Source organism: Methylomonas rhizoryzae, assembly GCF_008632455.1.
In the GTDB taxonomy this organism is placed as follows: Bacteria; Pseudomonadota; Gammaproteobacteria; order Methylococcales; family Methylomonadaceae; genus Methylomonas; species Methylomonas rhizoryzae.
In genome coordinates this window covers 1,158,215-1,180,727 of sequence record NZ_CP043929.1, presented here as the reverse complement: position 1 = coordinate 1,180,727, position 22,513 = coordinate 1,158,215, and the positions used below count along the sequence as shown (strand labels likewise).

At 53.6% G+C, this 22,513-nt stretch carries 25 protein-coding genes, 1 tRNA gene and 1 riboswitch; of the genes, 12 read left to right on the top strand and 14 right to left on the bottom strand.

The window, feature by feature from the left end; translation table 11 throughout:
• Positions 1 to 133: 133 nt before the first annotated feature.
• Positions 134 to 1,219 (top strand): AI-2E family transporter, encoded by a 1,086-nt coding sequence (locus F1E05_RS05535; RefSeq protein WP_150047345.1) that lies wholly within the window; start codon positions 134 to 136, stop codon positions 1,217 to 1,219.
• Here the strand turns inward: F1E05_RS05535 and cobD are convergent.
• The 4 genes from cobD to F1E05_RS05515 all read right to left on the bottom strand — a co-directional run bounded on the left by cobD (position 1,216) and on the right by F1E05_RS05515 (position 5,641).
• Positions 1,216 to 2,235 carry a threonine-phosphate decarboxylase CobD gene (cobD, locus tag F1E05_RS05530; RefSeq protein ID WP_232056792.1) on the bottom strand — a complete coding sequence of 340 codons (1,020 nt, stop codon included), beginning with the start codon at positions 2,233 to 2,235 and terminating at the stop codon, positions 1,216 to 1,218. The two genes, F1E05_RS05535 and cobD, sit on opposite strands and share 4 nt — an antisense overlap.
• Positions 2,219 to 3,112 (bottom strand): adenosylcobinamide-phosphate synthase CbiB, encoded by an 894-nt coding sequence (gene cbiB, locus F1E05_RS05525; protein WP_232056791.1) that lies wholly within the window; start codon positions 3,110 to 3,112, stop codon positions 2,219 to 2,221. Before cbiB ends, cobD begins: the two co-directional genes overlap by 17 nt.
• Before the next feature lie 71 nt (positions 3,113 to 3,183).
• Positions 3,184 to 3,756, bottom strand: coding sequence for a hypothetical protein (locus F1E05_RS05520; RefSeq protein ID WP_150047343.1), 573 nt, complete (start codon positions 3,754 to 3,756; stop codon positions 3,184 to 3,186).
• 16 nt (positions 3,757 to 3,772) lie between these two features.
• On the bottom strand, positions 3,773 to 5,641 hold the full coding sequence (locus F1E05_RS05515) for a TonB-dependent receptor domain-containing protein (protein WP_150047342.1): 1,869 nt from the start codon (positions 5,639 to 5,641) through the stop codon (positions 3,773 to 3,775).
• A gap of 111 nt (positions 5,642 to 5,752) precedes the next feature.
• A riboswitch (cobalamin riboswitch) is annotated at positions 5,753 to 5,972 on the bottom strand.
• Positions 5,973 to 6,115: 143 nt separating this feature from the next.
• Here F1E05_RS05515 and fliW point away from each other — a divergent pair.
• A complete protein-coding gene (gene fliW, locus F1E05_RS05510) occupies positions 6,116 to 6,571 on the top strand; it encodes a flagellar assembly protein FliW (RefSeq protein ID WP_150047341.1) in 456 nt (151 codons plus the stop codon).
• Positions 6,572 to 6,713: 142 nt separating this feature from the next.
• On the opposite strand, the gene panD is transcribed toward fliW, so the two are convergent.
• The 5 genes from panD to pcnB form a co-directional block, all read right to left on the bottom strand.
• Positions 6,714 to 7,094 (bottom strand): aspartate 1-decarboxylase, encoded by a 381-nt coding sequence (gene panD / locus F1E05_RS05505; RefSeq protein ID WP_150047340.1) that lies wholly within the window; start codon positions 7,092 to 7,094, stop codon positions 6,714 to 6,716.
• A 176-nt stretch (positions 7,095 to 7,270) separates the two neighbouring features.
• Positions 7,271 to 8,113 carry a pantoate--beta-alanine ligase gene (gene panC / locus F1E05_RS05500; protein WP_150047339.1) on the bottom strand — a complete coding sequence of 281 codons (843 nt, stop codon included), beginning with the start codon at positions 8,111 to 8,113 and terminating at the stop codon, positions 7,271 to 7,273.
• 4 nt (positions 8,114 to 8,117) lie between these two features.
• Positions 8,118 to 8,927 carry a 3-methyl-2-oxobutanoate hydroxymethyltransferase gene (gene panB / locus F1E05_RS05495; protein ID WP_150047338.1) on the bottom strand — a complete coding sequence of 270 codons (810 nt, stop codon included), beginning with the start codon at positions 8,925 to 8,927 and terminating at the stop codon, positions 8,118 to 8,120.
• The gene (gene folK, locus F1E05_RS05490; protein ID WP_150047337.1) at positions 8,924 to 9,427 is read right to left on the bottom strand and encodes a 2-amino-4-hydroxy-6-hydroxymethyldihydropteridine diphosphokinase; all 504 of its coding nucleotides are present in this window, start codon (positions 9,425 to 9,427) and stop codon (positions 8,924 to 8,926) included. Before folK ends, panB begins: the two co-directional genes overlap by 4 nt.
• Positions 9,424 to 10,836 (bottom strand): polynucleotide adenylyltransferase PcnB, encoded by a 1,413-nt coding sequence (gene pcnB / locus F1E05_RS05485; protein ID WP_408631327.1) that lies wholly within the window; start codon positions 10,834 to 10,836, stop codon positions 9,424 to 9,426. The genes folK and pcnB overlap by 4 nt, the downstream gene beginning before the upstream one ends.
• Positions 10,837 to 11,234: 398 nt before the next feature.
• Here pcnB and moaB point away from each other — a divergent pair, with 398 nt between their 5' ends.
• From moaB to F1E05_RS05435, 10 genes are all read left to right on the top strand, one after another.
• Positions 11,235 to 11,756 (top strand): molybdenum cofactor biosynthesis protein B, encoded by a 522-nt coding sequence (gene moaB, locus F1E05_RS05480; protein WP_150047336.1) that lies wholly within the window; start codon positions 11,235 to 11,237, stop codon positions 11,754 to 11,756.
• Positions 11,756 to 12,124: a DUF423 domain-containing protein gene (locus F1E05_RS05475; RefSeq protein WP_150047335.1), complete on the top strand. Its 369-nt coding sequence runs from the start codon at positions 11,756 to 11,758 to the stop codon at positions 12,122 to 12,124. The genes moaB and F1E05_RS05475 overlap by 1 nt, the downstream gene beginning before the upstream one ends.
• A 3-nt stretch (positions 12,125 to 12,127) precedes the next feature.
• Complete coding sequence (locus tag F1E05_RS05470; protein WP_190303258.1) at positions 12,128 to 12,664, top strand: phosphate-starvation-inducible PsiE family protein; 537 nt, start codon at positions 12,128 to 12,130, stop codon at positions 12,662 to 12,664.
• A 3-nt stretch (positions 12,665 to 12,667) separates the two neighbouring features.
• On the top strand, positions 12,668 to 15,310 hold the full coding sequence (pepN, locus tag F1E05_RS05465; RefSeq protein ID WP_150047334.1) for an aminopeptidase N: 2,643 nt from the start codon (positions 12,668 to 12,670) through the stop codon (positions 15,308 to 15,310).
• 50 nt (positions 15,311 to 15,360) lie between these two features.
• Entirely contained in the window at positions 15,361 to 15,954 is a 594-nt protein-coding gene (gene hisB / locus F1E05_RS05460; RefSeq protein ID WP_150047333.1) for an imidazoleglycerol-phosphate dehydratase HisB, read from the top strand.
• Between the two features lie 40 nt (positions 15,955 to 15,994).
• Positions 15,995 to 16,636, top strand: coding sequence for an imidazole glycerol phosphate synthase subunit HisH (hisH, locus tag F1E05_RS05455; RefSeq protein WP_150047332.1), 642 nt, complete (start codon positions 15,995 to 15,997; stop codon positions 16,634 to 16,636).
• 65 nt (positions 16,637 to 16,701) lie between these two features.
• Positions 16,702 to 17,436: a 1-(5-phosphoribosyl)-5-[(5-phosphoribosylamino)methylideneamino]imidazole-4-carboxamide isomerase gene (hisA, locus tag F1E05_RS05450; protein WP_150047331.1), complete on the top strand. Its 735-nt coding sequence runs from the start codon at positions 16,702 to 16,704 to the stop codon at positions 17,434 to 17,436.
• A gap of 3 nt (positions 17,437 to 17,439) precedes the next feature.
• Positions 17,440 to 18,213, top strand: coding sequence for an imidazole glycerol phosphate synthase subunit HisF (gene hisF, locus F1E05_RS05445; RefSeq protein ID WP_150047330.1), 774 nt, complete (start codon positions 17,440 to 17,442; stop codon positions 18,211 to 18,213).
• Positions 18,210 to 18,596 (top strand): phosphoribosyl-AMP cyclohydrolase, encoded by a 387-nt coding sequence (gene hisI, locus F1E05_RS05440; protein ID WP_150047329.1) that lies wholly within the window; start codon positions 18,210 to 18,212, stop codon positions 18,594 to 18,596. The genes hisF and hisI overlap by 4 nt, the downstream gene beginning before the upstream one ends.
• Before the next feature lie 11 nt (positions 18,597 to 18,607).
• Positions 18,608 to 18,683, top strand: a tRNA-Thr gene (locus F1E05_RS05435).
• Between the two features lie 186 nt (positions 18,684 to 18,869).
• Here F1E05_RS05435 and F1E05_RS05430 read toward each other — a convergent pair.
• The 5 genes from F1E05_RS05430 to F1E05_RS05410 form a co-directional block, all read right to left on the bottom strand.
• Positions 18,870 to 19,427 carry a hypothetical protein gene (locus F1E05_RS05430; protein WP_150047328.1) on the bottom strand — a complete coding sequence of 186 codons (558 nt, stop codon included), beginning with the start codon at positions 19,425 to 19,427 and terminating at the stop codon, positions 18,870 to 18,872.
• Positions 19,428 to 19,430: 3 nt separating this feature from the next.
• Positions 19,431 to 19,865, bottom strand: a complete 435-nt coding sequence (locus tag F1E05_RS05425) for a hypothetical protein (protein ID WP_150047327.1) — start codon at positions 19,863 to 19,865, stop codon at positions 19,431 to 19,433.
• 400 nt (positions 19,866 to 20,265) lie between these two features.
• Positions 20,266 to 20,811 carry a RadC family protein gene (gene radC, locus F1E05_RS05420; RefSeq protein ID WP_150047326.1) on the bottom strand — a complete coding sequence of 182 codons (546 nt, stop codon included), beginning with the start codon at positions 20,809 to 20,811 and terminating at the stop codon, positions 20,266 to 20,268.
• Positions 20,812 to 21,154: 343 nt separating this feature from the next.
• Positions 21,155 to 21,757 carry an SET domain-containing protein gene (locus tag F1E05_RS05415; RefSeq protein ID WP_150047325.1) on the bottom strand — a complete coding sequence of 201 codons (603 nt, stop codon included), beginning with the start codon at positions 21,755 to 21,757 and terminating at the stop codon, positions 21,155 to 21,157.
• Between the two features lie 234 nt (positions 21,758 to 21,991).
• Positions 21,992 to 22,375, bottom strand: coding sequence for a hypothetical protein (locus tag F1E05_RS05410; protein WP_150047324.1), 384 nt, complete (start codon positions 22,373 to 22,375; stop codon positions 21,992 to 21,994).
• Between the last annotated feature and the right edge of the window lie 138 nt (positions 22,376 to 22,513).

The following is a 22,513-nucleotide window of genomic DNA, read 5'->3' as shown; positions in this document are numbered from 1 at the left end:
CGCGTCCACTTCAAAAACTTTTATAATCCGGCCCATCTAAGCACAGCCCTTCCGGCTACAGAGCGCCGGCTCACAGCGGCTCTTGCCGAAAAAACTGTGCGGTAGCGTTGTATTCGCTTTGAGGAATCCTTATATGCCCACCGCCACGTCACGCTACGAAAAAACCGCAAGTCTGTTTGCATTGGGCTTGCTGCTGTTCGGCTGCTATCAAGTATTAAAACCGTTTGTTGTCGACATGCTCTGGGCCGCGATTTTGTCGTTCGTTACCTGGCCGATGTATCACAAACTCAGAGCCTACAAGTTGACGGCAACCCAAGCGGCGACTTGCATGGTTCTGCCCATCGGTTTGTTCATGCTCACGCCGTTCGTTGCCGCGGCCTCGGCCATCCCGGACGACGTCAACCGGCTACTGCAATGGCTGTCCGGCCAGCCTCACGCATGGCCGCCGGCCCCGGCCTGGTTGCGCGAGCTGCCCTTGGTCGGTGACGACGCAAGCGAAACTTGGCAAAGTTTTGCGGAAGATTCCAATCGTGTCCTGGATCTGGCCAGAAAATACGCACTTCCCGCCAGTAGCTGGGCGTTGGAACAAGGCATACGTCTAGCCGGGGAATTGGTACATATGGGTTTTAGCTTGTTGGCGCTGTTCTTTTTTTACCGCGACGGCGAACAGGCTGCCCAACATTTCGTTAACCTCATGCAGCGTCTGGCCGGCGAAAACACCCAACGCATATTGGCCATAGTCCGCTCCAGCTTGAGGGCGGTGGTATACGGCATTTTAGGTACCGCCTTGGCTCAAGCCCTGGCGTCCATTTTGGGATTTATCATCGCCGGCGTGCCCTACGCGTTCGCGTTGGGTTTCGCAGCATTTTTTTTGATGATTATTCCGGCGGCCGGCACGCTAGTCTGGTTGCCGATTTCGGCATGGTTACTGATGGAGGGTGAAGCCGGCTGGGCTTTGTTTCTGGCCGCGTGGTTTTTATTGCTGGTCGGAACCATCGACAACTGGTTACGTCCGCTGTTAATCAGCCGAGAAGTCGAACTACCTTTCGTTTTAATACTGTTCGGTATTTTGGGCGGTTTGTTGGCTTTCGGCTTTATAGGGGTATTCATCGGCCCCACGCTACTGGCGACCTGCTACGCGCTCATGTCGGATTGGCTAATGCGCAAAGAACACGAGGTGTTGACGAATCCCAACGCCAACGGGCAAGACACCGACTAACCCGATTTGACGGCTTGCAGAGCTAAAACCCCGGGATGCGCCAGCGCATGTTGCAAGCGCCGCCACGCCGGTTCGTCTTTGGGCAAGCCCAACCGCACGCTGGCCGGCCGGCTGAACAAACGGGTCAGAATCGCTTGTTCGGCCAGTATCCGATGCAATTGGCCGGCGTATTCGGTCTCTATCCACTGAAACAAATCGCAGCCACCGCTAGGCGGCCAGCCATTTTCGCTTAGTAGATCGGTCAAGCGCCGGCTTTGCAATTTGAGACGGATAGCCGTCTCGCGTTGCCATTGCGTATCCTTTAGTGCGCGCGCCGCCGCATAGCGAGCCGGATGACTGATGGCCCACGGCCCGAGTTCTGCCGCCAATCGCTGTAGTATTGCCGTTTCGGCGATCACGAATCCACAGCGTATCCCGGCCAAACCAAAGAATTTGCCAAGCGAACGCAACACGATCAAACCCGGCTTTACCGGCAATGGCGACAAACTGAGCTCGGGCGTCGTATCAATAAAGGCCTCGTCGACGATCAACCAACCGCCCCGCTGTTGCAAGCGGCCGTGCCAGTCCGACAATTGCGCTATGGGCCAACGGCAACCGGTCGGATTGTTCGGATTGATCAAAATCAATACATCCAAAGCCGGCAACGCCGATTCGAGCGCATGCACTTGCAGCGCCGTAACCTGATGTCCGGCCCGCTGCCAGGCACCGGCGTGTTCGGCATAAGCCGGATGCAAGAACCCTACCCTGGACTGTGGACGCAAACGCGGCAAGGTTTGAATCGCCGCTTGCGACCCGGCTACCGCCAATAGAGAGGAATTGCCGTAGTAAGCCCTGGCCGCCGGCAATAATTCGTCCTGCTCTTCCGGCAAACGCAACCAGCATTCGGCCGGCACCGGCGGTACCGGCCAGCCATTAGGATTAATACCGGTGGATAAATCCAGCCAATCCGCAGCCGGAATGCCGAATTGCCGGGCGGCCAGCTGCAGACATCCGCCGTGTTCAAGCAACATAGTCATACATGCCGATTGCCGCAACCCATAAGACCAACGCCCGAAAAACCAAGGTTACGGCGCGATCGATGTCGGCATTTTCCGGGTGACAAACACCACCGAACCAAATTTTTTGCTTGACGACGCCGTGGTAGCTAGCCGGACCACCCAACTCAAGATTCAATGCGCCGGCACCGGCAGCCATCACCGGGCCGGCGTTGGGACTTTCCAACAGGGCTGCTTGGGTGCGCCAAGCCTGCAATGCCGCTGGAGCATTTCCTAGAACCGCATAAGTCAATGCCGTCAGCCGCGCCGGCACAAAGTTCAACAGGTCGTCGAATCGTGCCGCCGCCCAACCGAAATATCGATAGCGCTGATTTTTATAACCCCACATCGCGTCCAGGGTATTCGCCAAACGATACAGCACAGCCCCGGACGGGCCTAATACCGCGAACCAGAACAGCGGCGCGAACACCGCATCGGCACCATTTTCCAACACGGATTCTATCGCGGCTCGCCGCACGGCCGGCGCATCCATGCCCCCGGTCTGGCGGCTAACCATATCCCCGACCCGTTGCCGGGCTAACGGCAACTCATCGGCGATCAGCGCCGTCCGGACCCGCTGCGCGTGTTGCTGCAAACTACGGGCAGCGATACAAAAATACAGCAGCAAGCCGTCCAGCAGCCAGTTGCGTTCGAGCAGTACCATAGGCAAAGCCGGCGATAGCGCAACCGTTAACGCCACCATTCCGAACAACCGTTGCAGCCTGGGGGCTTTACTCGAAGCCGAGCAATAATGCTCCACCCGCGCGGCCCAGCGCCCGAAAAACACTAAAGGGTGGTAACGATTGGGTAACTCGCCCAGGCCAAAATCCAGAGCAATGGCCAAAAGCACGGCCATCATCAGCGTCACAGGGTTAAGCGGGATTTATTAGAAACGGGCCGCCGGCCCCCGGCGACCCAACCAGCGCAGGCTTAATGGGTATGCTGGGTTGCACGTTGCCCCAGCACGTTTTTGCCGAGAGCCACCAATGCAAACACAGTGACCGCGTAAATCGCGGTGTATTGCAGATAAGACGGATAATACTTGGCGAAACTTTCCAGGAATCCTGTCCAGTTGCCGCCGGCAAACTTACCGGATAACCAATAAAAACTGCCGTTGGAAATCAGATAGGCCAGCGAAGTGGCACTCACCAGCGCCACCGCCTGCTGCGCCAGCGTATTGAAGTTCACGGCCGCGAACCGGCGGCACCATTTGCCGCCCCACCACATCGCCGCATAGGTCGGTACTAAAAACAGATATGCCGCGGATATGCAATAATCGCTGACGCCCAGCTGGGCGATGGCCAGATAATCGATAAGCCCCGCTTCCGCCAGCAACAGGGCGAACAGGTAGCGTCCGCCCAGCCATAAACCGGCCAGGAAAAATACCGCCAACGAGGCGTCCGGCAAGGCAAACGGCGACCCGAAGTGGTGAAATCGCGTGGCGGCCATTAACGCCATCAAGGCGACGGCGCCGGGTTTGACGGTCAATTGAGCTGAATTCATACAAGTATCTCCCGGATCAGTTTTGATAATGAATGGAAAAAAAGAAGTTTCTATCGGCCGTGTAATAAGTATTCACGGTTTGATAACGTTTATCCAGCACGTTATTCAACTTGGCGCTCAGCGTCCAGTGTTTATCGATATGGTAGGCGGTCCGCAAGTCCAAAGTCACGAAACCGTCAACCACTATGGTATTCGCCCTGTCGTCGAAACGGTTACCTTGCGCCAATACGTGGGCACCAACGTCGACAGCGCCGAATCCGCGCGATAAATCGTAAGACAAGCTCTGTTCCGCGCGGCGCGCCAACCTTAAATCGGTTTTGCGGTCGCGCGGACTGAGAATACTGCCTGAAAGCGCATGCCGCCAGCCCCAAGTTTCGGTACTGACCTCGGCTTCCATGCCGTCAATTTGCGCTTTATCCAAATTAACCGGCTGATACAAATACGTCGTCGGATTGACCACCAAGCCGCTCCAATCGATTAAATTGTCGATATCGGTATGATAAGCGCGTACTTGCCATTGCGCCCAGGCATGTTGCCCTCCGATGCCGGCCTCCACCGTCGTCGACTCTTCCGCCCGCAAACTGCGGTTCCCCTCGGTAATATAAGTGGTACCGAAGAAAGTAGACTGTTGGTGCGGCCAATACAAGCTGTTGAAGGTCGGCGCCTTGAAAGCGTTACCGAAGCGGGCGAAGGTACTCAAGCCGTAATCCCAATTGAAGCGCCAACCGATGCTGCCGGTCACATAATCGCCGCTGGCCTGATTTTCGTCCCAGCGTATCGAGGCATCGATGAAGTGACGCTCCAACAACCGACTATGAATATTGCCGAACACGCCGACGTCGTAACGCGACGTCTCGCTGTAATTGACGTTGCTCTGTACCTCGTCGACCCGATAGTCGCTGCCCAGAGTCAGGCGGTGGTCGTCGTTAAGGCGTACTTCGTTCAACCAGCTGGCGTTCCAGCGGGTGGTATTGATACGGCCGTAAAAACTGCCGTCCGGGTTGAAATTATCGTTTTCGTCCAGCGTTTGTCCGAAACGCAGACTGGAGAGCCAATTGTCCAACACGTCTAGGCTACCGGACAAACCCACCATCTGATTGACGAATTCGGTGCGATTCGGAATGCCGTCGTATTCGGTTTTACCTTGCGCGCGCATGAAGCTGGCTTCGATTTCGCCATTATTATCGAAACGATGTCCGGCACGCGCATTGATCCCGGTGTTGTAATAGCCGTCCCTATCGTTCTCGCCGCTGTTGCGGAGATTGAAACCTTGACTGTTGAAATGCGAGGCGCCCAAAGCGTACCAACTATTACCGACTTTACCGCTGACGTTACCCGCACCGTTGAAGGTATCGTAAGAACCTGCTCCGGCATCCAAACTGATGCTGGGCTGCTCCGAACGACTGCCTTTACGGGTAAAAATTTGAATGACGCCGCCGAGCGCTTCCGAACCGTACAAACTGGAATCCGGCCCACGGCTGATTTCCACCCGCTCGATTTGATCCAGCGGCAGGAACTGGAACGAGGCAGAACCCAATGTCACCGAACCCGCCTTGATTCCGTCGATCAGCACCAGCACGTGGTCGGAATTGGTGCCGCGCATGAATGCGCTAGTATATTGCCCGTAGTCGCCGTTTTGGGTAATGTCCAAACCCGGCGCAGTCTTGAGCAAATCCGGTAAGGTTCGGACCTGTAAGCGCTCTATGTCTTCCCGGGTAAACACCGTGGTCGCGGTGGCCAGCTCCGCAGTGACCGTTTCGCTGCGGGTCGCGGTCACTACCGTTTCGGGTAAAAAGCCGGTTTGATCGTTCGCGCCAGCCGGCGAATGGGTAACGATGGCACCGATGCCGAACAGCATTGATGACGCAATTTTAATTTGTCGCATGAATTCCTCTGCGCCCGCCGCGCATCAAGGGTTATTAAACGACAGAGGATAAGCGGGTGCGCGAAACGGACCGAAGCAGGCAACGATCATTTCGTCGACAGCCCTCCGCTGTCTCGAACGATCCTTCAGGCCAGTCTCCGGGCTTGTAAGCGGCTATACAGCCGGAACTGCAGCCTTCCCATGCCTTGGCACAGTGGCGTGATTGCAGACCGTTAACTTACCTACCGTTGCGGGGGCAGCGCCGGAATGAGTGAAAATTCACCGCACCGGCTTCCTGTTTAAGCGGGATCGCTTGTCGACCGATCCAAACACCTGAAAGAGGGTCGCAAATTCTACCAGCTATTGGATGCCGATCAAGCAAATAAGCGCCGTTAGCTATTTTAGCGCGTCACCGGCATTGAAAATTACGCTTGACGTGCTATAACTTGGCCACTGAGTCAAATCGGTTTTCACGCGAACAAAACAGGCACATTTATGGAAATTCAATCGAAGTTGCTCGGCAATCAACAGGTCAACCCTGATACCGTCATTACTTTTCCGCATGGGATTCCCGGCTTCGAAGACCAAACCCGCTTCAATTTGTTTCATCAGGAAGGCAGCGATATTGTCTATTGGTTGCAATCGCTGGATAACGAAGATTTAACGTTATCCGTCGCCCACCCTGTCCACTTCAACATCAACTACAGTTTTGTCTTGACCGACGCCGAAGAGCAGTTATTGCAGATTAGCGACGGCGACGAAATTTTAATCCTAATCGTGTTGCACAAAGACGAGAGCGGTAACGACAAGCCAACGATCAAGGGCTCGATCAAATCGCCTATGGTAATTAACAGCAACAAACGCTTAGGTCTGCAAAAAGTGCTGGTCAACATCGAACAAAGCATCACGCTAACGGAAAAAATCAGCGAAATCGATGTCGCCGAAGCCTAACCGAAATTCACAGGTCGCATAAAACCATCGTTTGCAACTTGATTTTTTAAGCAATAGCCGGGCTTTTTTAGAATTTGCGGGCGCAACACGATGTGTGCGCCCGATTGAGAAGCGTTGCGTGAGTGTGTGAGTCGGACTCAATTCAAGCGGCTTGCACCGGAATCGAATGACTGCAATGGCTGACTTTATTACCGGCCTCGAAATACACCAATACCGGTTGATAATTTTTCAACTCCGCCTCATCCAAACTAGCGAAGGCGCAAACGATGATCAAATCGCCGGGACAGGCTAAGCGCGCCGCCGCCCCGTTAATCGAAAACACACCGGAGCCGTTTTCGGCACGAATCGCGTAGGTGGTAAAACGCTGGCCGTTGTTGATGTTGTAAATATGTATTTGCTCGTATTCCAAAATTCCTGACAAATCCAAGATATCGCCATCAATGGCGCACGAACCCTCGTAGTCGAGTTCGGAATGTGTCACACGAGCCCTGTGCAACTTAGCTTTCAGCATATTGATGTGCATAATCGACGTTTTCAAAAACGAGTGAACCGGCGATTATGCCTGAAATGCCGATAGCTATCAAACACGCCACTCGTCAGCGCCTGCCTGCGCCACGGGCAATCGCGGGGACCAACCCTAACGATCGATTGGCGGCCAGCGAAAGGCATTCGCCGTCGCGCCGATTGAAAAACGCCGAATCACTTGCGACTGAAATGGATGTTATCGATAAGCCGGGTTTTGCCTAACCTAGCAGCCGCCATGACCACCAAATCCGTATCGTCCGCGTCGGGGGGCAATAAATCCGCGCTACGGCATAGGCTGAAATAATCCAATACAAACCCCGCGTCGCTGAGTATTTGTTGCTGGCGCTGCAGCATGGCCTGCTCGGGCTCGCCGGCCAAGACAGCCTCCCGGGCACCGCATAAACATTGGAAAAGCAAGGGGGCCACCGTCCGCTCTTCGTCGGATAAATAGCTGTTGCGCGAACTCATTGCCAGGCCGCTGTCCTCCCTAACCGTCGCCACGCCCTGAACCCGCACCGGCAGATTTAAATCCAACACCATACGCCTGAGCACTACCAGTTGTTGGAAGTCTTTTTCGCCTAATAGCAATACATCCGGCTGCACGATGTTCAACAATTTGCATACCACCAAGGCCACGCCGTCGAAATGTCCCGGCCGGTTAACACCGCAATGCAAGGCGGACAAATCGGGTACGGACACTTTGGTTTGCGAGGCCTGGGGATACATTTCCGCCACGCCGGGCAAAAACAGTAAATCGGCACCTTGCCCGACCAATTTGTCCTTGTCTTCTTTTTCGGTTCTGGGATAGCTATCGAAATCTTCGTTAGGAGCAAATTGCGCCGGATTGACAAAGATACTGACCACGACCCGATCCGCCTGCTGATGCGCTATTTCCACCAAACGCATGTGTCCGTCGTGCAAATTGCCCATGGTAGGCACGAACGCCACGGTTTGCTCGGACTGCCGCCATGTGCGGATTAGGGCTCTGACGGCATCGACGGTCGTTAAGGTTTGCATAAATTCAATAACTCTGCTCTAAACTCGGAAACTGCCCGGACTTGACCGCTTGGATAAAACCACGCACGGCGTCTTCTATGTCCGCCGCCCCGGACAGAAAGTCTTTAGAAAAACGCGGGCGCTTGCCCACGCTAATATTCAGCATATCGTATAACACCAGTACCTGGCCGTCGCAATCGCCCCCCGCACCGATGCCTATCACCGGAATCGTCAACTGCCTGCTGATTTCCGCCGCCAATAATGCAGGCACGCATTCCAAAACCAGCATGCCCGCGCCCGCCTGCTCGATAGCCACCGCATCGGCCAATATTTGTTGGGCTTGCCCGGCATCCCGGCCTTGCAGCTTGTATCCGCCGATCAGGTTCACCGATTGCGGCAGCAAGCCCAAATGTCCGCACACCGGTATCCCTTGCGCCGCTAAAAACGCGATGATTTCCGGCTTAGCGCCTTCCAATTTGACCATTTGCGCCTGGCCTTCCTGCATCAAGCGCGTGGCGGTGCGCAATGCTTGTTGCGGATCGGCGTAACTGGCGAACGGCATGTCGGCAATGACGAAGGCCCGTTTGCGGGCCCGCGTCACACAACGGGTGTGATACACCATGTCGTCGACCGTCACCGGCACGGTACTGACCTGTCCTTGCACCACCATACCTAAGGAATCGCCAACCATCAGCATCTCGACGCCGCATCGATCCAATAAGGCGCTGAAACTGGCATCGTACGCCGTCAAACAACTGATTTTCTCGCCCGCGCGCTTTAATGCGCCGATATCGGCAATGCTAAGCGTTTTGGGGGCTTCGGCATAAAGTGTCATAACTCGATCCTATGCAAACCTTGAAAAGGACAAGCGGCCAATAAATCCGCCAGCACCCCTAACCCGGGTATCGGTAAATCGGCCGGCGCCACGTCGGCTAACGGATACAATACAAACGCGCGACGAATTAGTTCCGGATGCGGCACCTGTAAGTCGGCGGTATCGATTATTTCTTCAGCGTACAACAATAGATCCAGATCCAATGTCCTGGCGCCCCAGCGCTGATTTCGGACCCGGCCATGCTGATTCTCGATCTGCTGCAAAACCGCAAGCAACTCGTGCGGCGTACACAGCGTAGCCACCCGCATCACCGCGTTGACGTAATCGGGTTGATCTTGCGGCCCTACCGGTGCGCTGCCATAAAGCGCAGACAAGCCCAGTTTGCGGATTTGTGCCTGCTGCGCAATTTCGTCCGCCGCGCTCAGCACTTGACGTAACGGCTCGTCCAAATTGCTGCCCAAACCTATGTACGCCTCGCCCCACACACTTACAGCCGTCATGTCGGCGCACCGCCGGTTTTGGGCTTGCCGCGGTAACGCCGATTTTTAGTGCGCGGTTTGGGCGCGCCATTTTTAGGCGGAGCCGTCATTTTACGCTGCTCTTCGTCATCCGCACTCTGGAAGCGGGTCCACCAATCGACCAAGCCCGGATCGGCTCCGCCGGTTTCGGCCCGCAGCTGCAGAAAATCGTAAGCCGCCCGAAATTTCGGCTGTTCCAACAATCGGTAAGGCCGGCTGCCGACGGTCCGAGTCAACTTGGCTTGCATGAACCAAACGTCTCGCATCGCTTGGGTAATGTGTCGCGGCATGGCAATGATTTTGACTTGCTTAGCCAACACCTCGTTCGCCGCGCTTTGGTAGGCGATGGTTTCGTTTTCGCCCCTTTGCAGCAAACGCTGCACCGCGCACTGCAAAGGCTCCCACAACAAAGCCGCCAACAGAAAATAAGGTGTCAGCGTTTTACCTGCCGCAAAGCGCGTATCGGAATTTTCCAGCGCCCGAATCAGGAACAAACGCGGGAATTCGTGTTCCTGAGTTTCCAGGCAAGCGTCGGTTTCCGGAAACAAAATCGCAAACAAGCCGTAGTGCCGCAACAGCTCGAAAGTTTGCACGCCGTATCCGGCCAAAAATAACTTCAAAACCTCGTCATACAAACGAGCGGCCGGAATGCTGCCGAGCGAATCGGCCAATGCGAATATCGGCCGTTCAGTCTCCGGATGCAGTTTAAAACCCAGTTTTACCGCAAAGCGAACGGCCCGCAGCATCCTAACCGGATCTTCCCGGTAACGCCGCTCCGGATCGCCTAACAAGCGCAATACCGCATCCGCGTGATCTTGCATGCCGCCGGTATAATCCACCACCGAAAAGTCGCGAATGTTGTAATACAGCGCGTTGACGGTAAAGTCGCGGCGCCAGACGTCTTCTTCCAACGTTCCGAATACGTTGTCGCGCAACACTCGCCCGTCCTCGTGCACTAGTTGCCGATCGGCGTCGTCCTCGGCGGAACCTCGAAATGTGGCGACTTCGATGATTTCCTTGCCGAAAAACACGTGAGCCAAGCGGAAGCGCCGTCCGATGATCCTGCAATTTCTAAACACTTGCTTGACCTGTTCCGGACTCGCATTGGTCGCGACGTCGAAATCCTTCGGTTCGCGCCCCAGCAACAAATCCCGAACGCAGCCACCTACCAGATAAGCCTCGAAACCGGCTTTCTTCAGACGTTGCAGTACTTTCAGCGCGTTATCGCTGATTTGCGAACGCGAAATGCAATGCTCCGATCTTGAGTAGATTCTCAGCGAACGCTGTGTAACCGGCCGCTCGGTGACGGTTATGGAATGCCGCTTGGGCGAAAAAATCTTTTTGAAAAACTTAAAAATGACAATAACCCTATGTTGTTTTTGTTCCGTCAAGTATCGCGAGAGGAAGCAACTACCGTCTAAAATTCCCGATGCCTATTCACAATTCGGCTTGATCCCCCCCAATAAACAGGCCATCCTAATCCCAGTTGCAACAAATTATCGGCGCAGTCCGACAATTCGCATACCCAACGGGGATGGCTCGAGCCATTGGCTAAATTGTTGCATCGGGCCCCTTATAAGCCGGTAATCATATCACCGCACAGATACAGCGCCAATTACAGCCGGAACAGCCTTCCGATACGAGTCCGCCCACGAGGTGGCAAAACCAACCTTCCCTGTCTATCGTCTACACTTGAAGGCTTTAGTCAACAGGCAGTTTCACGGACAGGAATCACTTGCTAGCCCTGTAGCGGTTCCTTAGAATTCAGCAGATAAACCGGAGGTAGCGCTTGTCAAATCATCGAGAATTCATCCCGCTAAACATTGCCGTACTAACGGTATCCGACAGCCGAACCGAAGCGGACGACACATCCGGTCAAACCTTGGTGGCGGGCTTAACCGAAGCCGGCCATCGCTTGATCGACAAGAAAATCGTAGCCGACGACATCTACCAGATTCGCGCCGCCGTCAGCTTATGGATTGCTGACCCCAGCGTACACGCCGTCATCAGCACCGGCGGCACCGGCGTGACCGGCCGCGACGGCACGCCGGAAGCGGTATTGCCACTATTGGACAAAGTTCTGGACGGGTTCGGAGAAGTCTTTCGAATGCTGTCGTATCACACCATTAAAAGTTCGACCATACAGTCGCGCGCCGTCGCCGGGGTCGCGAACGCCACTTATATTTTCTGCATACCTGGCTCGTCCGGCGCTTGCCGGGACGCCTGGCAGCAGTTGATCAAGGAGCAGTTGGACTACCGTACCCGGCCTTGCAACTTGGTTCAGCTAATGCCACGGCTATTGGAAAAATAATGCAAACGCGCTTTTTGTTTTGGGCGGCAATCGCAGGCGGTTCGGGCGTCGGGTTGGGTGCGTTCGGCGCCCACGGTTTGAAATCGGCATTGTCCGCTTACGAATTGGAAATTTACAAAACCGCTGTCGATTATCAAATGTGGCATGCGTTACTGCTCGGTTTAATCGGCAGCTTGCCACCCCGACGGCAATTACTTTGGGCCGGCTGGGCATTACTGGCCGGCATTGTCCTGTTTTCAGGTAGTCTGTACTTATTGGCAATCCTGAAAATCCGCTGGCTGGGGGTGATCACCCCGTTCGGCGGTACGGCATTTCTCGCCGCTTGGGGCTTACTGGCATACGCCGCCTATCGGCGTTCGGAGGAATAAACCATGGCTACGCCGCCACGCCCGCCAAGTTCCGCACCCGTGCGCCAGCCCAATCGGAGCGGCATGCGCGATCCGGACATTCATGAAGAAAAACTACCGCCGGTGCCGGAAGACGCGATGCTCAAGGTCTTGCAATCCGTCATCCATATTGCGGTGCGGACCTTAGCCGTATTAACGACTTTGGTGATTTTATGGGGTGTAGCGGACGTAGTTTACGTGTTATACCAACGCTTGGTTGCGCCGCCGCTGTTGTTACTCACCGTTTCCGACTTATTGGCCGTGTTCGGCTCGATATTGTCGGTGTTGATTGCGGTCGAAATCTTCATCAGCATCACTTTTTATATCAGGCACGACGTGTTGCCGATTAAACTGGTGCTGGCTACCGCGCTGATGGCTATTTCCCGTAAAGTCATCATGCTCGATGTCGCGGACTTGGATTGGCCTTACATCGTTGCGATTGCAGCGGTTATCATAGCCTTGGGCCTGGCATACTGGCTGATCTCCTACAAACCCAAACCCATACCACAAGAAGAGCGATAATCGATGCGCGACGCAGCCCCTCAAACCATCTATCTAAAAGATTACACGCCTCCGGAATATTTAATCGATCGGATCGACCTGGAGTTCGAGCTGGACGAACAATGCACGCTAGTCCGTTCACGGCTATCGGTGCGGCGCAATCCGGACAGCGCGCACCTCGATACCTCGTTAACCTTGCAAGGCGAAGAGCTGGAACTTTTGAGCATTGACCTGGACGGCACCGCGCTGTCGAGCGACGCTTATCTGCTCACTCCCGAATTTCTAACCCTGCATAACGTTCCACAAGACGGCACCTTTACCGTCGCTATCGAAAACCGCATCAATCCCAAAGCCAATACCGCACTGGAAGGCCTTTACCTGTCCGGCAGCATGCTGTGCACCCAATGCGAAGCGCAAGGTTTTCGCAAGATTACCTGGTTCTTGGACCGACCGGACGTCATGAGCCGCTTCAGCGCCAAACTAACGGCCGATTGCGCTCGCTTTCCGGTTCTGTTGTCCAACGGCAATAAAACCGGCCAAGGCGAAAACGCAGACGGCCGGCACTGGGTTAGCTGGGAAGACCCTTTCGCCAAACCGTGCTACTTGTTCGCCCTGGTTGCCGGCCAGTTGGAATGCGTGCGAGACAGCTTCGTCACGATGAGCGGGCGCCGGATTGACTTGGAAATTTTCGTAGAACCCCACAATCTGGACAAGTGCGGACACGCCATGCGATCTCTGCAAAATGCTATGCGCTGGGACGAAGAGCAATACGGGCGCGAATACGATCTGGATTTGTACATGATCGTCGCGGTAGATCATTTCAATATGGGTGCGATGGAAAACAAAGGCCTGAACGTTTTCAACACCAAATTCGTGCTGGCCCGTCCCGACACCGCCACGGACAGCGACTACGAACACATCGAAGGCGTCATCGGCCACGAATACTTTCACAACTGGTCCGGCAACCGGGTTACCTGCCGCGACTGGTTTCAATTGAGCTTGAAAGAAGGCTTCACCGTATTCCGCGACCAGCAATTCAGCGGCGACCGCAGCTCGCCGGCTGTCAAACGCATCGAAGACGTCAACATGCTGCGCACCCGCCAATTTGCGGAAGACGCCGGTCCGCTGGCCCATCCCATCCGGCCGGAAGCCTATATCGAAATCAACAATTTTTATACCTTGACGGTTTACGAAAAAGGCGCTGAGGTGGTCCGTATGCTGCACACGTTGCTCGGCGCCAAAGGCTTTCGTAAAGGCTGCGATTTATATTTCCAACGCCACGACGGCCAAGCCGTAACCTGCGACGATTTCGTCAACGCCATGGAGAGCGCGAACGGCGTCGATTTAAGCCAATTCCGCCGCTGGTATTCCCAAGCCGGCACGCCGGTGCTGACGGTATCGCAACACTATGACCCGGATAAAAGGCAGTTGCGGCTGGATATTCGGCAAAGCTGCCCGCCTACTCCAAGTCAACCCGAAAAACTGCCGCTGCACATTCCGGTCAAATTGGGCCTGCTGAATCCGGACGGTTCGCCGGCGCCTATTGTCATACACGGCGAAAGCTCGGAAGAAATCACGCTCAATGTAACCGAAGCCGCCCAAATCTTCGTTTTCGAACAACTCGATGCGTGCCCCGTGGTATCGTTGCTCCGCGGCTTTTCCGCGCCGGTCAATCTGGAAATGCCGCGCGAGTTGGACGAGCTGGCCTTTTTGCTGCGCCACGACAACGACACCTTCAATCGCTGGGAAGCCGGCCAACAACTGGCCAAACAAATCATTTTCGGCTTGATAGAAGACATCCGCCGCCAGCGTCCGCTCCATCTGAACGCACTGTTGATCGACGCGTTCCATAGCCTGCTGCAGGAAGAAGCCGACGACTTATCCTACCAAGCCTTGTTGCTGGCCCTGCCGGAAGAAAATTATCTGGCCGGGCAAATGGCGGTGGTCGACGTAGACGCCATCCACCATGCCCGGGAATTCGTCAAAGACACCTTGGCACAGGCCCTGCAGGACGATTTCAAGCGTGTTTACCTGATACACCACCGCGACGAATCCGGCAAATTCGACGCCATGGCGATAGGCCGACGCCGCTTGAAAAACGCCTGTTTAGGCTATCTGAGTCAACTGGAATCGTCGGAAAGTTACCAGCTAAGCCAACAGCAATTCGACAGCACCCAAAACATGACCGATCAAATGGCGGCCTTATCCGGCATCGTCAACAGCCATCACCCGGCAAAAGCCGATTGTCTGGATAGCTTTTATCGGCAATGGCAACACGAAGCCCTGGTCATCGACAAATGGTTTGCCTTGCAAGCCTCCAGCGCCATGCCTGATACCTTCGCCACCGTACTGGCATTGATGCAACATCCGGCCTTCGACATCAAAACCCCTAACCGGGTCAGAGCGCTGATAGGTGCTTTCAGCCAAGCCAATCCGGTGCATTTTCACGCGAAAAACGGCGACGGGTATCGTTTCCTGGCCGACCAAGTTGTCGCCCTAAACGACATAAACCCGCAAATCGCCTCCCGCATGGTCACCGGCTTCGCCCAATGGCGCCGCTACGATCACGCCCGGCAAAATCTAATGAAAGAACAGCTGCAACGCATCGTGAACACTCCCCATCTGTCGAAAGACGTGTACGAAATAGCCAGCAAGAGTTTGGCGTAGCTGTCACAATCACGTAAACTATTTGAGTAATTTCCCCACTTGCCGCCAGCATGACTGTCCGTACCGCTCAGGTAGAGCGCAATACCCTAGAAACCCAAATCAAAGTTGCGGTCAACCTGGACGGCAACGGCGTCACCTCGTTCCAAACAGGCCTGCCCTTTTTAGAACACATGCTGGATCAAATCGCCCGGCACGGCTCTATCGATCTATCGATTGAATCTCACGGCGACCTGCACATAGACGCTCACCACAGCGTAGAAGACATCGGCATTACCTTGGGACAAGCCGTCGCCAAAGCGCTGGGAGATAAAAAAGGCATCTACCGCTACGGTCATGCGTATTGCCCGTTGGACGAATCGCTCTCGCGCGTAGTAGTGGATTTTTCCGGCCGACCCGGACTGTTTTACGAGGTCGAGTTCAAGCGCGCCTGGATCGGCAACTTCGACGTCGATTTATTCAAGGAATTTTTCCAAGGTTTCGTCAATCACGCCGGCGTCACGCTGCATATAGACAACTTGAAAGGCGGCAACGCCCATCATATTGCCGAAACCGTCTTCAAAGCGTTCGGCCGCGCCGTGCGCATGGCGATTAGCCCCGACCCCCGTATGGCAGGTATCATGCCGTCAACCAAAGGTAGTTTATAATCCCCCCACACGCCGTATCCTTTTTAACAACGCTATCTTTATGTCTTCAGTTGCCGTTATCGATTACGGGATGGGTAATCTGCATTCCATTGCCAAAGCACTTCAACACGCGGCACCCGGCGCATCCGTCCGCATCAGCGCACAGGTACAAACCATACAACAAGCCGATCGCGTCGTATTTCCCGGAGTCGGCGCCATACGCGATTGTATGGACGCCCTGGAGCGCTTAAATTTAATCGACGCCATCAAACAAGCCGCGCACAACAAACCTTTTTTGGGCATCTGCTTGGGCATGCAAGCGCTGTTGACCGATAGCGAAGAAAACCAGGGTACCCAATGCCTGAACATCATTCCCGGTCACGTCCGCCGTTTTCCAGATCCCTGCCGCGACGAAACCGGACAACGGCTGAAAATTCCGCATATGGGCTGGAACCAAGTGGAGCAAACCCCCCACCCGTTATGGCAAGGCATACCGCAGTCGAGCCGGTTTTATTTCGTACACAGCTATTATGCCCAGCCGGATTCGCCAAGCGACGCTATCGCACACAGCACATACGGCCAAGCGTTTGCTTGCGCACTGGCGAAAGACAATGTATTTGCCGTGCAATTTCATCCGGAAAAAAGCCAAGCAGTAGGACTTAAGCTATTACAAAATTTTTTGCGCTGGGATGGCGCAAATTAACCTCCGCCGACCCCGTTCGGCTTTTTAACATTATTCATCGAGTGGTTTAACGTTGAGATAAAGCTATGTTGCTGATACCTGCAATTGATTTGAAAGAAGGAAAGTGTGTGCGGCTGCGTCAAGGTCGAATGGAAGACGATACGGTGTTTTCCGACGATCCGATTGCCGTCGCAGGACGCTGGGTGGCAGCAGGCGCAAAGCGGTTGCATTTAGTCGATTTGGACGGCGCGTTCGCGGGCAAGCCCAAAAACGCCGAAGTCATACATGCCATCGTAGAAGCCTATCCCGACGTACCGGTACAAATCGGCGGCGGCATTCGCGACGAAGACACCATACAGGCTTATCTGGAAGCCGGGGTGGAATACGTCATCATCGGCACCAAAGCCGTCAGCGAACCGCACTTCGTCCGCGACATCGCCATCGAATTTCCCGGCCACATCATCATCGGCCTGGACGCCAGAGACGGCAAAGTAGCGATCGACGGCTGGTCCAAGCTGTCGCGTCACGACGTCATCGACTTAGCGAAAAAATTCGAAGCGCAAGGCGTTTCAGCCATTGTTTACACCGACATCTCCCGCGACGGTATGATGCAAGGCGTCAACGTGGAAGCGACGGCGAAATTGGCGCGGTCGGTCAACATCCCCATCATCGCCTCCGGCGGCATCACCAATTTGCAGGACATCCGCGCCTTGGGCGCCGTCTCGCACGAAGGCATTATGGGCGCGATTACCGGCCGGGCCATCTACGAAGGCACCATGGACTTCGCCGAAGCCGAAAAACTGGCCGAATCGTTCGGATAACTTATGGGCTTGGCAAAACGCATCATTCCGTGCCTGGACGTCGATAACGGCCGCGTCGTCAAAGGCGTGCAATTCGTCGACATCCGCGACGCCGGCGACCCGGTGGAAATCGCCCGGCGTTACGATCAGGAAGGTGCGGACGAACTCACCTTTTTGGACATTACCGCCACCCACGACAACCGAACGACCATGGTTCACGTCGTGGAACAAGTCGCCGGCCAAGTGTTTATCCCGTTAACGGTCGGCGGCGGCATCCGCAGCTTGGACGACATTCGCCGCATGCTGAATGCCGGCGCCGACAAAGTCGGCATCAACAGCGCCGCGGTTTTTCGCCCGGAATTCGTCCGGGAAGCGGCGGATAAATTCGGTGCGCAATGCATCGTCGTCGCGATAGACGCGAAAAAGGTCAGTCAGGACGGCGAAGCGGACCGATGGGAGATTTTCACCCACGGCGGCCGTAAACCCACCGGCATCGACGCCGTGGAATGGGCGGTCAAAATGACAGCCTTCGGCGCCGGCGAAATTTTGCTGACCAGCATGGATCGAGACGGCACCAAATGCGGCTTCGACCTAGCCCTAACCCGGACAGTCAGCAACGCGGTAGGCGTACCGGTAATCGCCTCCGGCGGCGTTGGCAACCTGGACCACTTGGCGGACGGCATCCTGCAAGGTAAAGCCGACGCGGTGCTGGCCGCCAGCATTTTTCATTTCGGCGAATATAGCGTGGAACAAGCCAAACGCCACATGCAAGCAAAAGGCATAGAGGTAAGATTATGACGCCGAATTGGCTTGACGAAGTCCAATGGACGAACGACGGCTTGGTGCCGGTCATCGCGCAACAACACGATACCGGCCGAGTCGTCATGTTTGCCTGGATGAATAAAGAATCCCTGCAACTGACGGCCAGCGAGGGATACGCCGTTTATTGGTCTCGCTCGCGCCAACGACTATGGCGTAAAGGCGAAGAATCCGGCCACCGGCAAAGAATCGTGGATATACAACTCGATTGCGATAACGACGTCATATTGATTAAAATAGACCAGGAAGGCGGCATCGCCTGTCACACCGGCCGTGAAAGCTGCTTTTACCGCAGCTTGGAGAACGGCCAATGGCTAGCCAAGGACCCGGTTTTAAAAGACCCCAAAGCCATCTACAAATAAATCCCATCCAAGCCGGCATAGCTCAGCAGGTAGAGCAGCGCACTCGTAACGCGAAGGTCGTAGGTTCGATTCCTATTGCCGGCACCAATAAAATCAGATACTTAGAAAAATTATACTGGCATCAGTTTTGACAATGATCCACTAATGATCCACTGAAAAATAAAAGACACCGCATTAGCCGATTTCTTAGCTATTTTTCCGCTTGTTCGCAGAACAAAAAAAGCCGGAATTCCTTTTGGGAAACCGGCTTTTTTTGGAGCTTGATATAAGCGACTATGCTACTACCGTTTGATTACCAAGATCATAGATTGTCGTGTCCAACGGTTTAAGTCCCTTTTTTGCTTTTTTAAGCATCCTACGCTCATTAAGCAAGTGAAAATTAAATGCCATTTTAATGAGAAATGCGAAAGGAAATAGAAGTGGGGATGTAAGCCCGAGATGAGCAAGCATCACAAAATGCATCTCATCATGTAACGCAGAAATCTTTTTTTTCTGATTAAAATTAAGGCTTTTCATACATTTTAAAAAATGTGTCTCGTATTGAATATGCGCGCTTTTATCGTGTTTTTTATGAACCCATGCTGCCACTAACAAATCGGTCAACGTAAGGCGGTGCGCAAACCGCAGAGAACCGTTAATAATGGTTCTAGTCAATATGTAAGCTGGATCATCAAAAGAAATTTTGCCGTCTTCTGCATAGGCAAATAACTTATCCCGTATTAGAAATAATCGATAACGCAAAACATCTAGCCGATAGTCATGGTGTAGCCAGACAAAAAAACACCAAATTGCAGCCAGCAATGAATAAAAGATTACTGTATGTGTAATCATAGTTCACCTATCTTTTGGGTGTGTCGATCCGTCAGTTAGTAGTCCACTAGAGGATCGATTGGGATCTATCATCCTTTCGTACTTTTCTTTATAACCGGCTAAATTTTCAATCGTATTTTTCCGCAATGCTCGTTGATTCAATCCATAGCTTATCGATACCGAACACAAAACAGCCGATAAAGCAGCAATCCAATACGGCCAACTAGCGCACGCATCATCTGGGTTAAGAATAGCGCTAGCTTTTAAGTCGATAGTTGCGTCAGTAGATTTTCCGCTTAGATAGCCAATAGCAGTTGCCGCTTGATTTGCGATAAACGCTAAAACGCCCCACTTTATAGAATAGGAGACAATTTTACTTACATTGTCCCAAAAACAATTTGCTTTAACTCTACTCAGTTCAGCTTCTAAGCGTTCAATTTTCCGACTTTGGTTCGTCATGCTAAGGGATATATTAGTCTAATGCTAGATCTAGGTTGGTAATTTGCTAAATGCGTCATGCAAACATACTCTAACGACAGTACATAAAAAGTGTATGCATTAATATCAAATTGTCGCCTTGCTCGTCTGCTAGCGTCAATAGTGATTCGTTTGAAAAATCATAGTAATCGATGCGTTGTACAAACTAAGAGCTCATTTTTTAACTTTACAACACCGAACGCCAACAGGCGAACGTGGTGCTTGTCGCTGGTTTACCAACAAGGTGTGCGGCAAGGATGTTAACCGACCGGAGTTGGCATCAGCCGGCCGACCTTATACAAACTACTCGCCGCCTAAGCTTCCAACAAAACAAAAGCCGGCCAGCCACCAAGGCCGCCGGCTTTTTAATTGCCCGCTGGCGTCAAATCAACCCATACGCGGTAAAGGAAAACGGTTCCCCGTCGCCGATCACCAAATGATCGAAAACCTTAACATCGATTAGGTCTAGCGCCTGTTTAAGCGTATCCGTCACCCGTTTATCGCTTAGGCTTGGGTTGCTGTATCCGCTCGGGTGATTGTGGGCGAAGATCACCCCCGTCGCGTTTAGTTGCAGGCAACATTTGACCACTTCGCGCGGATACACCACAGCTTGGTCAATGGTGCCTTCAAACAACTCTTGGTATGCAATGACGCGGTTTTGAGAATCTAAAAACAGGCAGGCAAACACTTCCCGCACTCGCCCGCGCAACTGGGTTTTTAGATAGGTGGCCACCATGTGCGGATCGGTCAGCATTTCCCCGCGCTCGATGCGCTGGTTTAACAGCAAGGCCGCCGCCTTGATAATTTGCTCTTCGGTCAAGGCTTGGCGGGCGCGGTATTTGCCCGTAGTTTCGGTCACGAAGTAAGGCAGTTTGATAGCTGGGGATTGCGGTTGCTCGCTTCGAGCGGGGCGGGATGCGCTGGGCATGGTGGTTACTCCAATTCATAGAATTTAAACCGCCGCCTTGCTTCTCACGGCATCGGGCGACGGGTTTGCTTGGGGTGAGAAATACCGCGAATTGGAGCGGCCAGCTCGAAAGCTGCCCAAACAAGCCCGCCATAACGAAACACACGGTTTAGCCGTGCTGAACGTCGAGCATAAAAAAGCCACTGGCTAAAGTGGCGATTGTCGCCAATTCAAAAACGGGTTTCTCACGCCCGGCCAGCCTGCGGACTGGCAAACACATTGTGCGCGGACGCGCGGACGGCTGTCAACTGGTTTCAGGCTAGGCTAGGCATTCGGGAATTGAAGCGGACAAGCGCCCGTGTTTTTATTGAGTAGCTTCCTGCTTAATCGCTTCGTTAATCATCCACAAATCCAAAAAATCCGGTATGGACGGCAAGTAGCCGAATATTGCCAATCCTGCATCCAAAAACGCTTCATGCTCCTTATCGGTTTGCTCCGGCAATCCAAGATATTGAAAGCGGCGCTTCACAGTTTTAAGCATTTCCGCCCGATTGAGCGGGTGGTTATTTCCGTTGACCGATGCGGCTTGCCGGTAATCGATGGTTAGTTCTTCCCCCGCTGTTACGCGGCGTTTTGCCACTAACACCAAGTCGCCGCCGGACGCTTGAAAAAAGTAGGCGTTTGGCGTCGGTGAATGATTGGTATAGCGGCCCGCTGGTGTTCGCATCACCCCCACGCGTCCCGGTGCTAATACCTCGTTAGTATCCGCCGCGCACGTCGCGAACATTCCTAGGCCGTTAATCGGCGACGGTTGCAGTTTTACCTTATCGAAGCCCGCCGGCATGGGGATTTGATCTGCCGTGTTCTCGGTGATAGCGCGGACAGCCGCCGCTGTAAAATTGTATTCGGCCAGCCAGCGTTCAAAATCGTCATGGGCTTCCGTGATTGGGTTGTATGGAATGTTCATTGTTCGGCACTCTGTTCGGGTAGTAAACTCATTAGCGATATTTTGATTATGTCCCCGTACCCCGGATGCTTACGCCATAGTAGGCGCCTTCGCATGACGGGCTAAGGGATGCAATCCAATAAGTGGGGTTTTTGTCGAAAATGCAGCCCAAACAGCCGCATTTTGTTGAAAAATGTTTACATCCGATTGAAAAGTAAATAGAAAATGTAAACAAAAAGACACGTAGCCGCGTTTTTAGATCCCCATGGCTTCACGTGTAAGTGGGCAATTCTTGGGAGGCGTCAGCACTACAGCGCCGTGACGAGACAGGAAATAACTCACTTTTATCGGCTCGGCGTTTTTGGTTCGCCAGTAGAACACGAAATTTGTTTTTCCCTGGCTGTACCGATGTCCGTTTTTGCGGTAATCACGGCCAGCGGCGGCGGCCATTTGAGAAAGCCGCCAAAAACAGTTTGAATTTACAGGGCTACCCGTTCGATGCGCATGTTCGGTGTCGTCCCATTCCTGCCGGATTTCTCGCTTAATGTCTTGGGTTTTGCGTTTTCGCTGTTCTTGGCTTTCAGGCGATAGGCTTCGACCGGGCTGTTTACTTAAAACCTTACTTTGTTTCGTCTGCATAAAAAAATTTATCCTGCCTTGTGTGTTATTAGGTTTTTATAATCAATCTGTTTGCCGTTCCCCCAAAATTTGGGGGAACTTCCCCCAATTTTTTATGAGTTGGGGGAAGCCTCAAAGCTAGAGCTGACAAGGCTTATA

Coding starts and splice junctions, on each gene's coding strand:
- F1E05_RS05535 (WP_150047345.1), top strand. CDS start 134: ATGCCCACCGCCACGTCACGCTACGAAAAAACCGCAAGTCTGTTTGCA.
- cobD (WP_232056792.1), bottom strand. CDS start 2,235: ATGACTATGTTGCTTGAACACGGCGGATGTCTGCAGCTGGCCGCCCGG.
- cbiB (WP_232056791.1), bottom strand. CDS start 3,112: ATGATGGCCGTGCTTTTGGCCATTGCTCTGGATTTTGGCCTGGGCGAG.
- F1E05_RS05520 (WP_150047343.1), bottom strand. CDS start 3,756: ATGAATTCAGCTCAATTGACCGTCAAACCCGGCGCCGTCGCCTTGATG.
- F1E05_RS05515 (WP_150047342.1), bottom strand. CDS start 5,641: ATGCGACAAATTAAAATTGCGTCATCAATGCTGTTCGGCATCGGTGCC.
- fliW (WP_150047341.1), top strand. CDS start 6,116: ATGGAAATTCAATCGAAGTTGCTCGGCAATCAACAGGTCAACCCTGAT.
- panD (WP_150047340.1), bottom strand. CDS start 7,094: ATGCACATCAATATGCTGAAAGCTAAGTTGCACAGGGCTCGTGTGACA.
- panC (WP_150047339.1), bottom strand. CDS start 8,113: ATGCAAACCTTAACGACCGTCGATGCCGTCAGAGCCCTAATCCGCACA.
- panB (WP_150047338.1), bottom strand. CDS start 8,927: ATGACACTTTATGCCGAAGCCCCCAAAACGCTTAGCATTGCCGATATC.
- folK (WP_150047337.1), bottom strand. CDS start 9,427: ATGACGGCTGTAAGTGTGTGGGGCGAGGCGTACATAGGTTTGGGCAGC.
- F1E05_RS05475 (WP_150047335.1), top strand. CDS start 11,756: ATGCAAACGCGCTTTTTGTTTTGGGCGGCAATCGCAGGCGGTTCGGGC.
- F1E05_RS05470 (WP_190303258.1), top strand. CDS start 12,128: ATGGCTACGCCGCCACGCCCGCCAAGTTCCGCACCCGTGCGCCAGCCC.
- pepN (WP_150047334.1), top strand. CDS start 12,668: ATGCGCGACGCAGCCCCTCAAACCATCTATCTAAAAGATTACACGCCT.
- hisB (WP_150047333.1), top strand. CDS start 15,361: ATGACTGTCCGTACCGCTCAGGTAGAGCGCAATACCCTAGAAACCCAA.
- hisH (WP_150047332.1), top strand. CDS start 15,995: ATGTCTTCAGTTGCCGTTATCGATTACGGGATGGGTAATCTGCATTCC.
- hisA (WP_150047331.1), top strand. CDS start 16,702: ATGTTGCTGATACCTGCAATTGATTTGAAAGAAGGAAAGTGTGTGCGG.
- hisF (WP_150047330.1), top strand. CDS start 17,440: ATGGGCTTGGCAAAACGCATCATTCCGTGCCTGGACGTCGATAACGGC.
- hisI (WP_150047329.1), top strand. CDS start 18,210: ATGACGCCGAATTGGCTTGACGAAGTCCAATGGACGAACGACGGCTTG.
- F1E05_RS05430 (WP_150047328.1), bottom strand. CDS start 19,427: ATGATTACACATACAGTAATCTTTTATTCATTGCTGGCTGCAATTTGG.
- F1E05_RS05425 (WP_150047327.1), bottom strand. CDS start 19,865: ATGACGAACCAAAGTCGGAAAATTGAACGCTTAGAAGCTGAACTGAGT.
- radC (WP_150047326.1), bottom strand. CDS start 20,811: ATGCCCAGCGCATCCCGCCCCGCTCGAAGCGAGCAACCGCAATCCCCA.
- F1E05_RS05415 (WP_150047325.1), bottom strand. CDS start 21,757: ATGAACATTCCATACAACCCAATCACGGAAGCCCATGACGATTTTGAA.
- F1E05_RS05410 (WP_150047324.1), bottom strand. CDS start 22,375: ATGCAGACGAAACAAAGTAAGGTTTTAAGTAAACAGCCCGGTCGAAGC.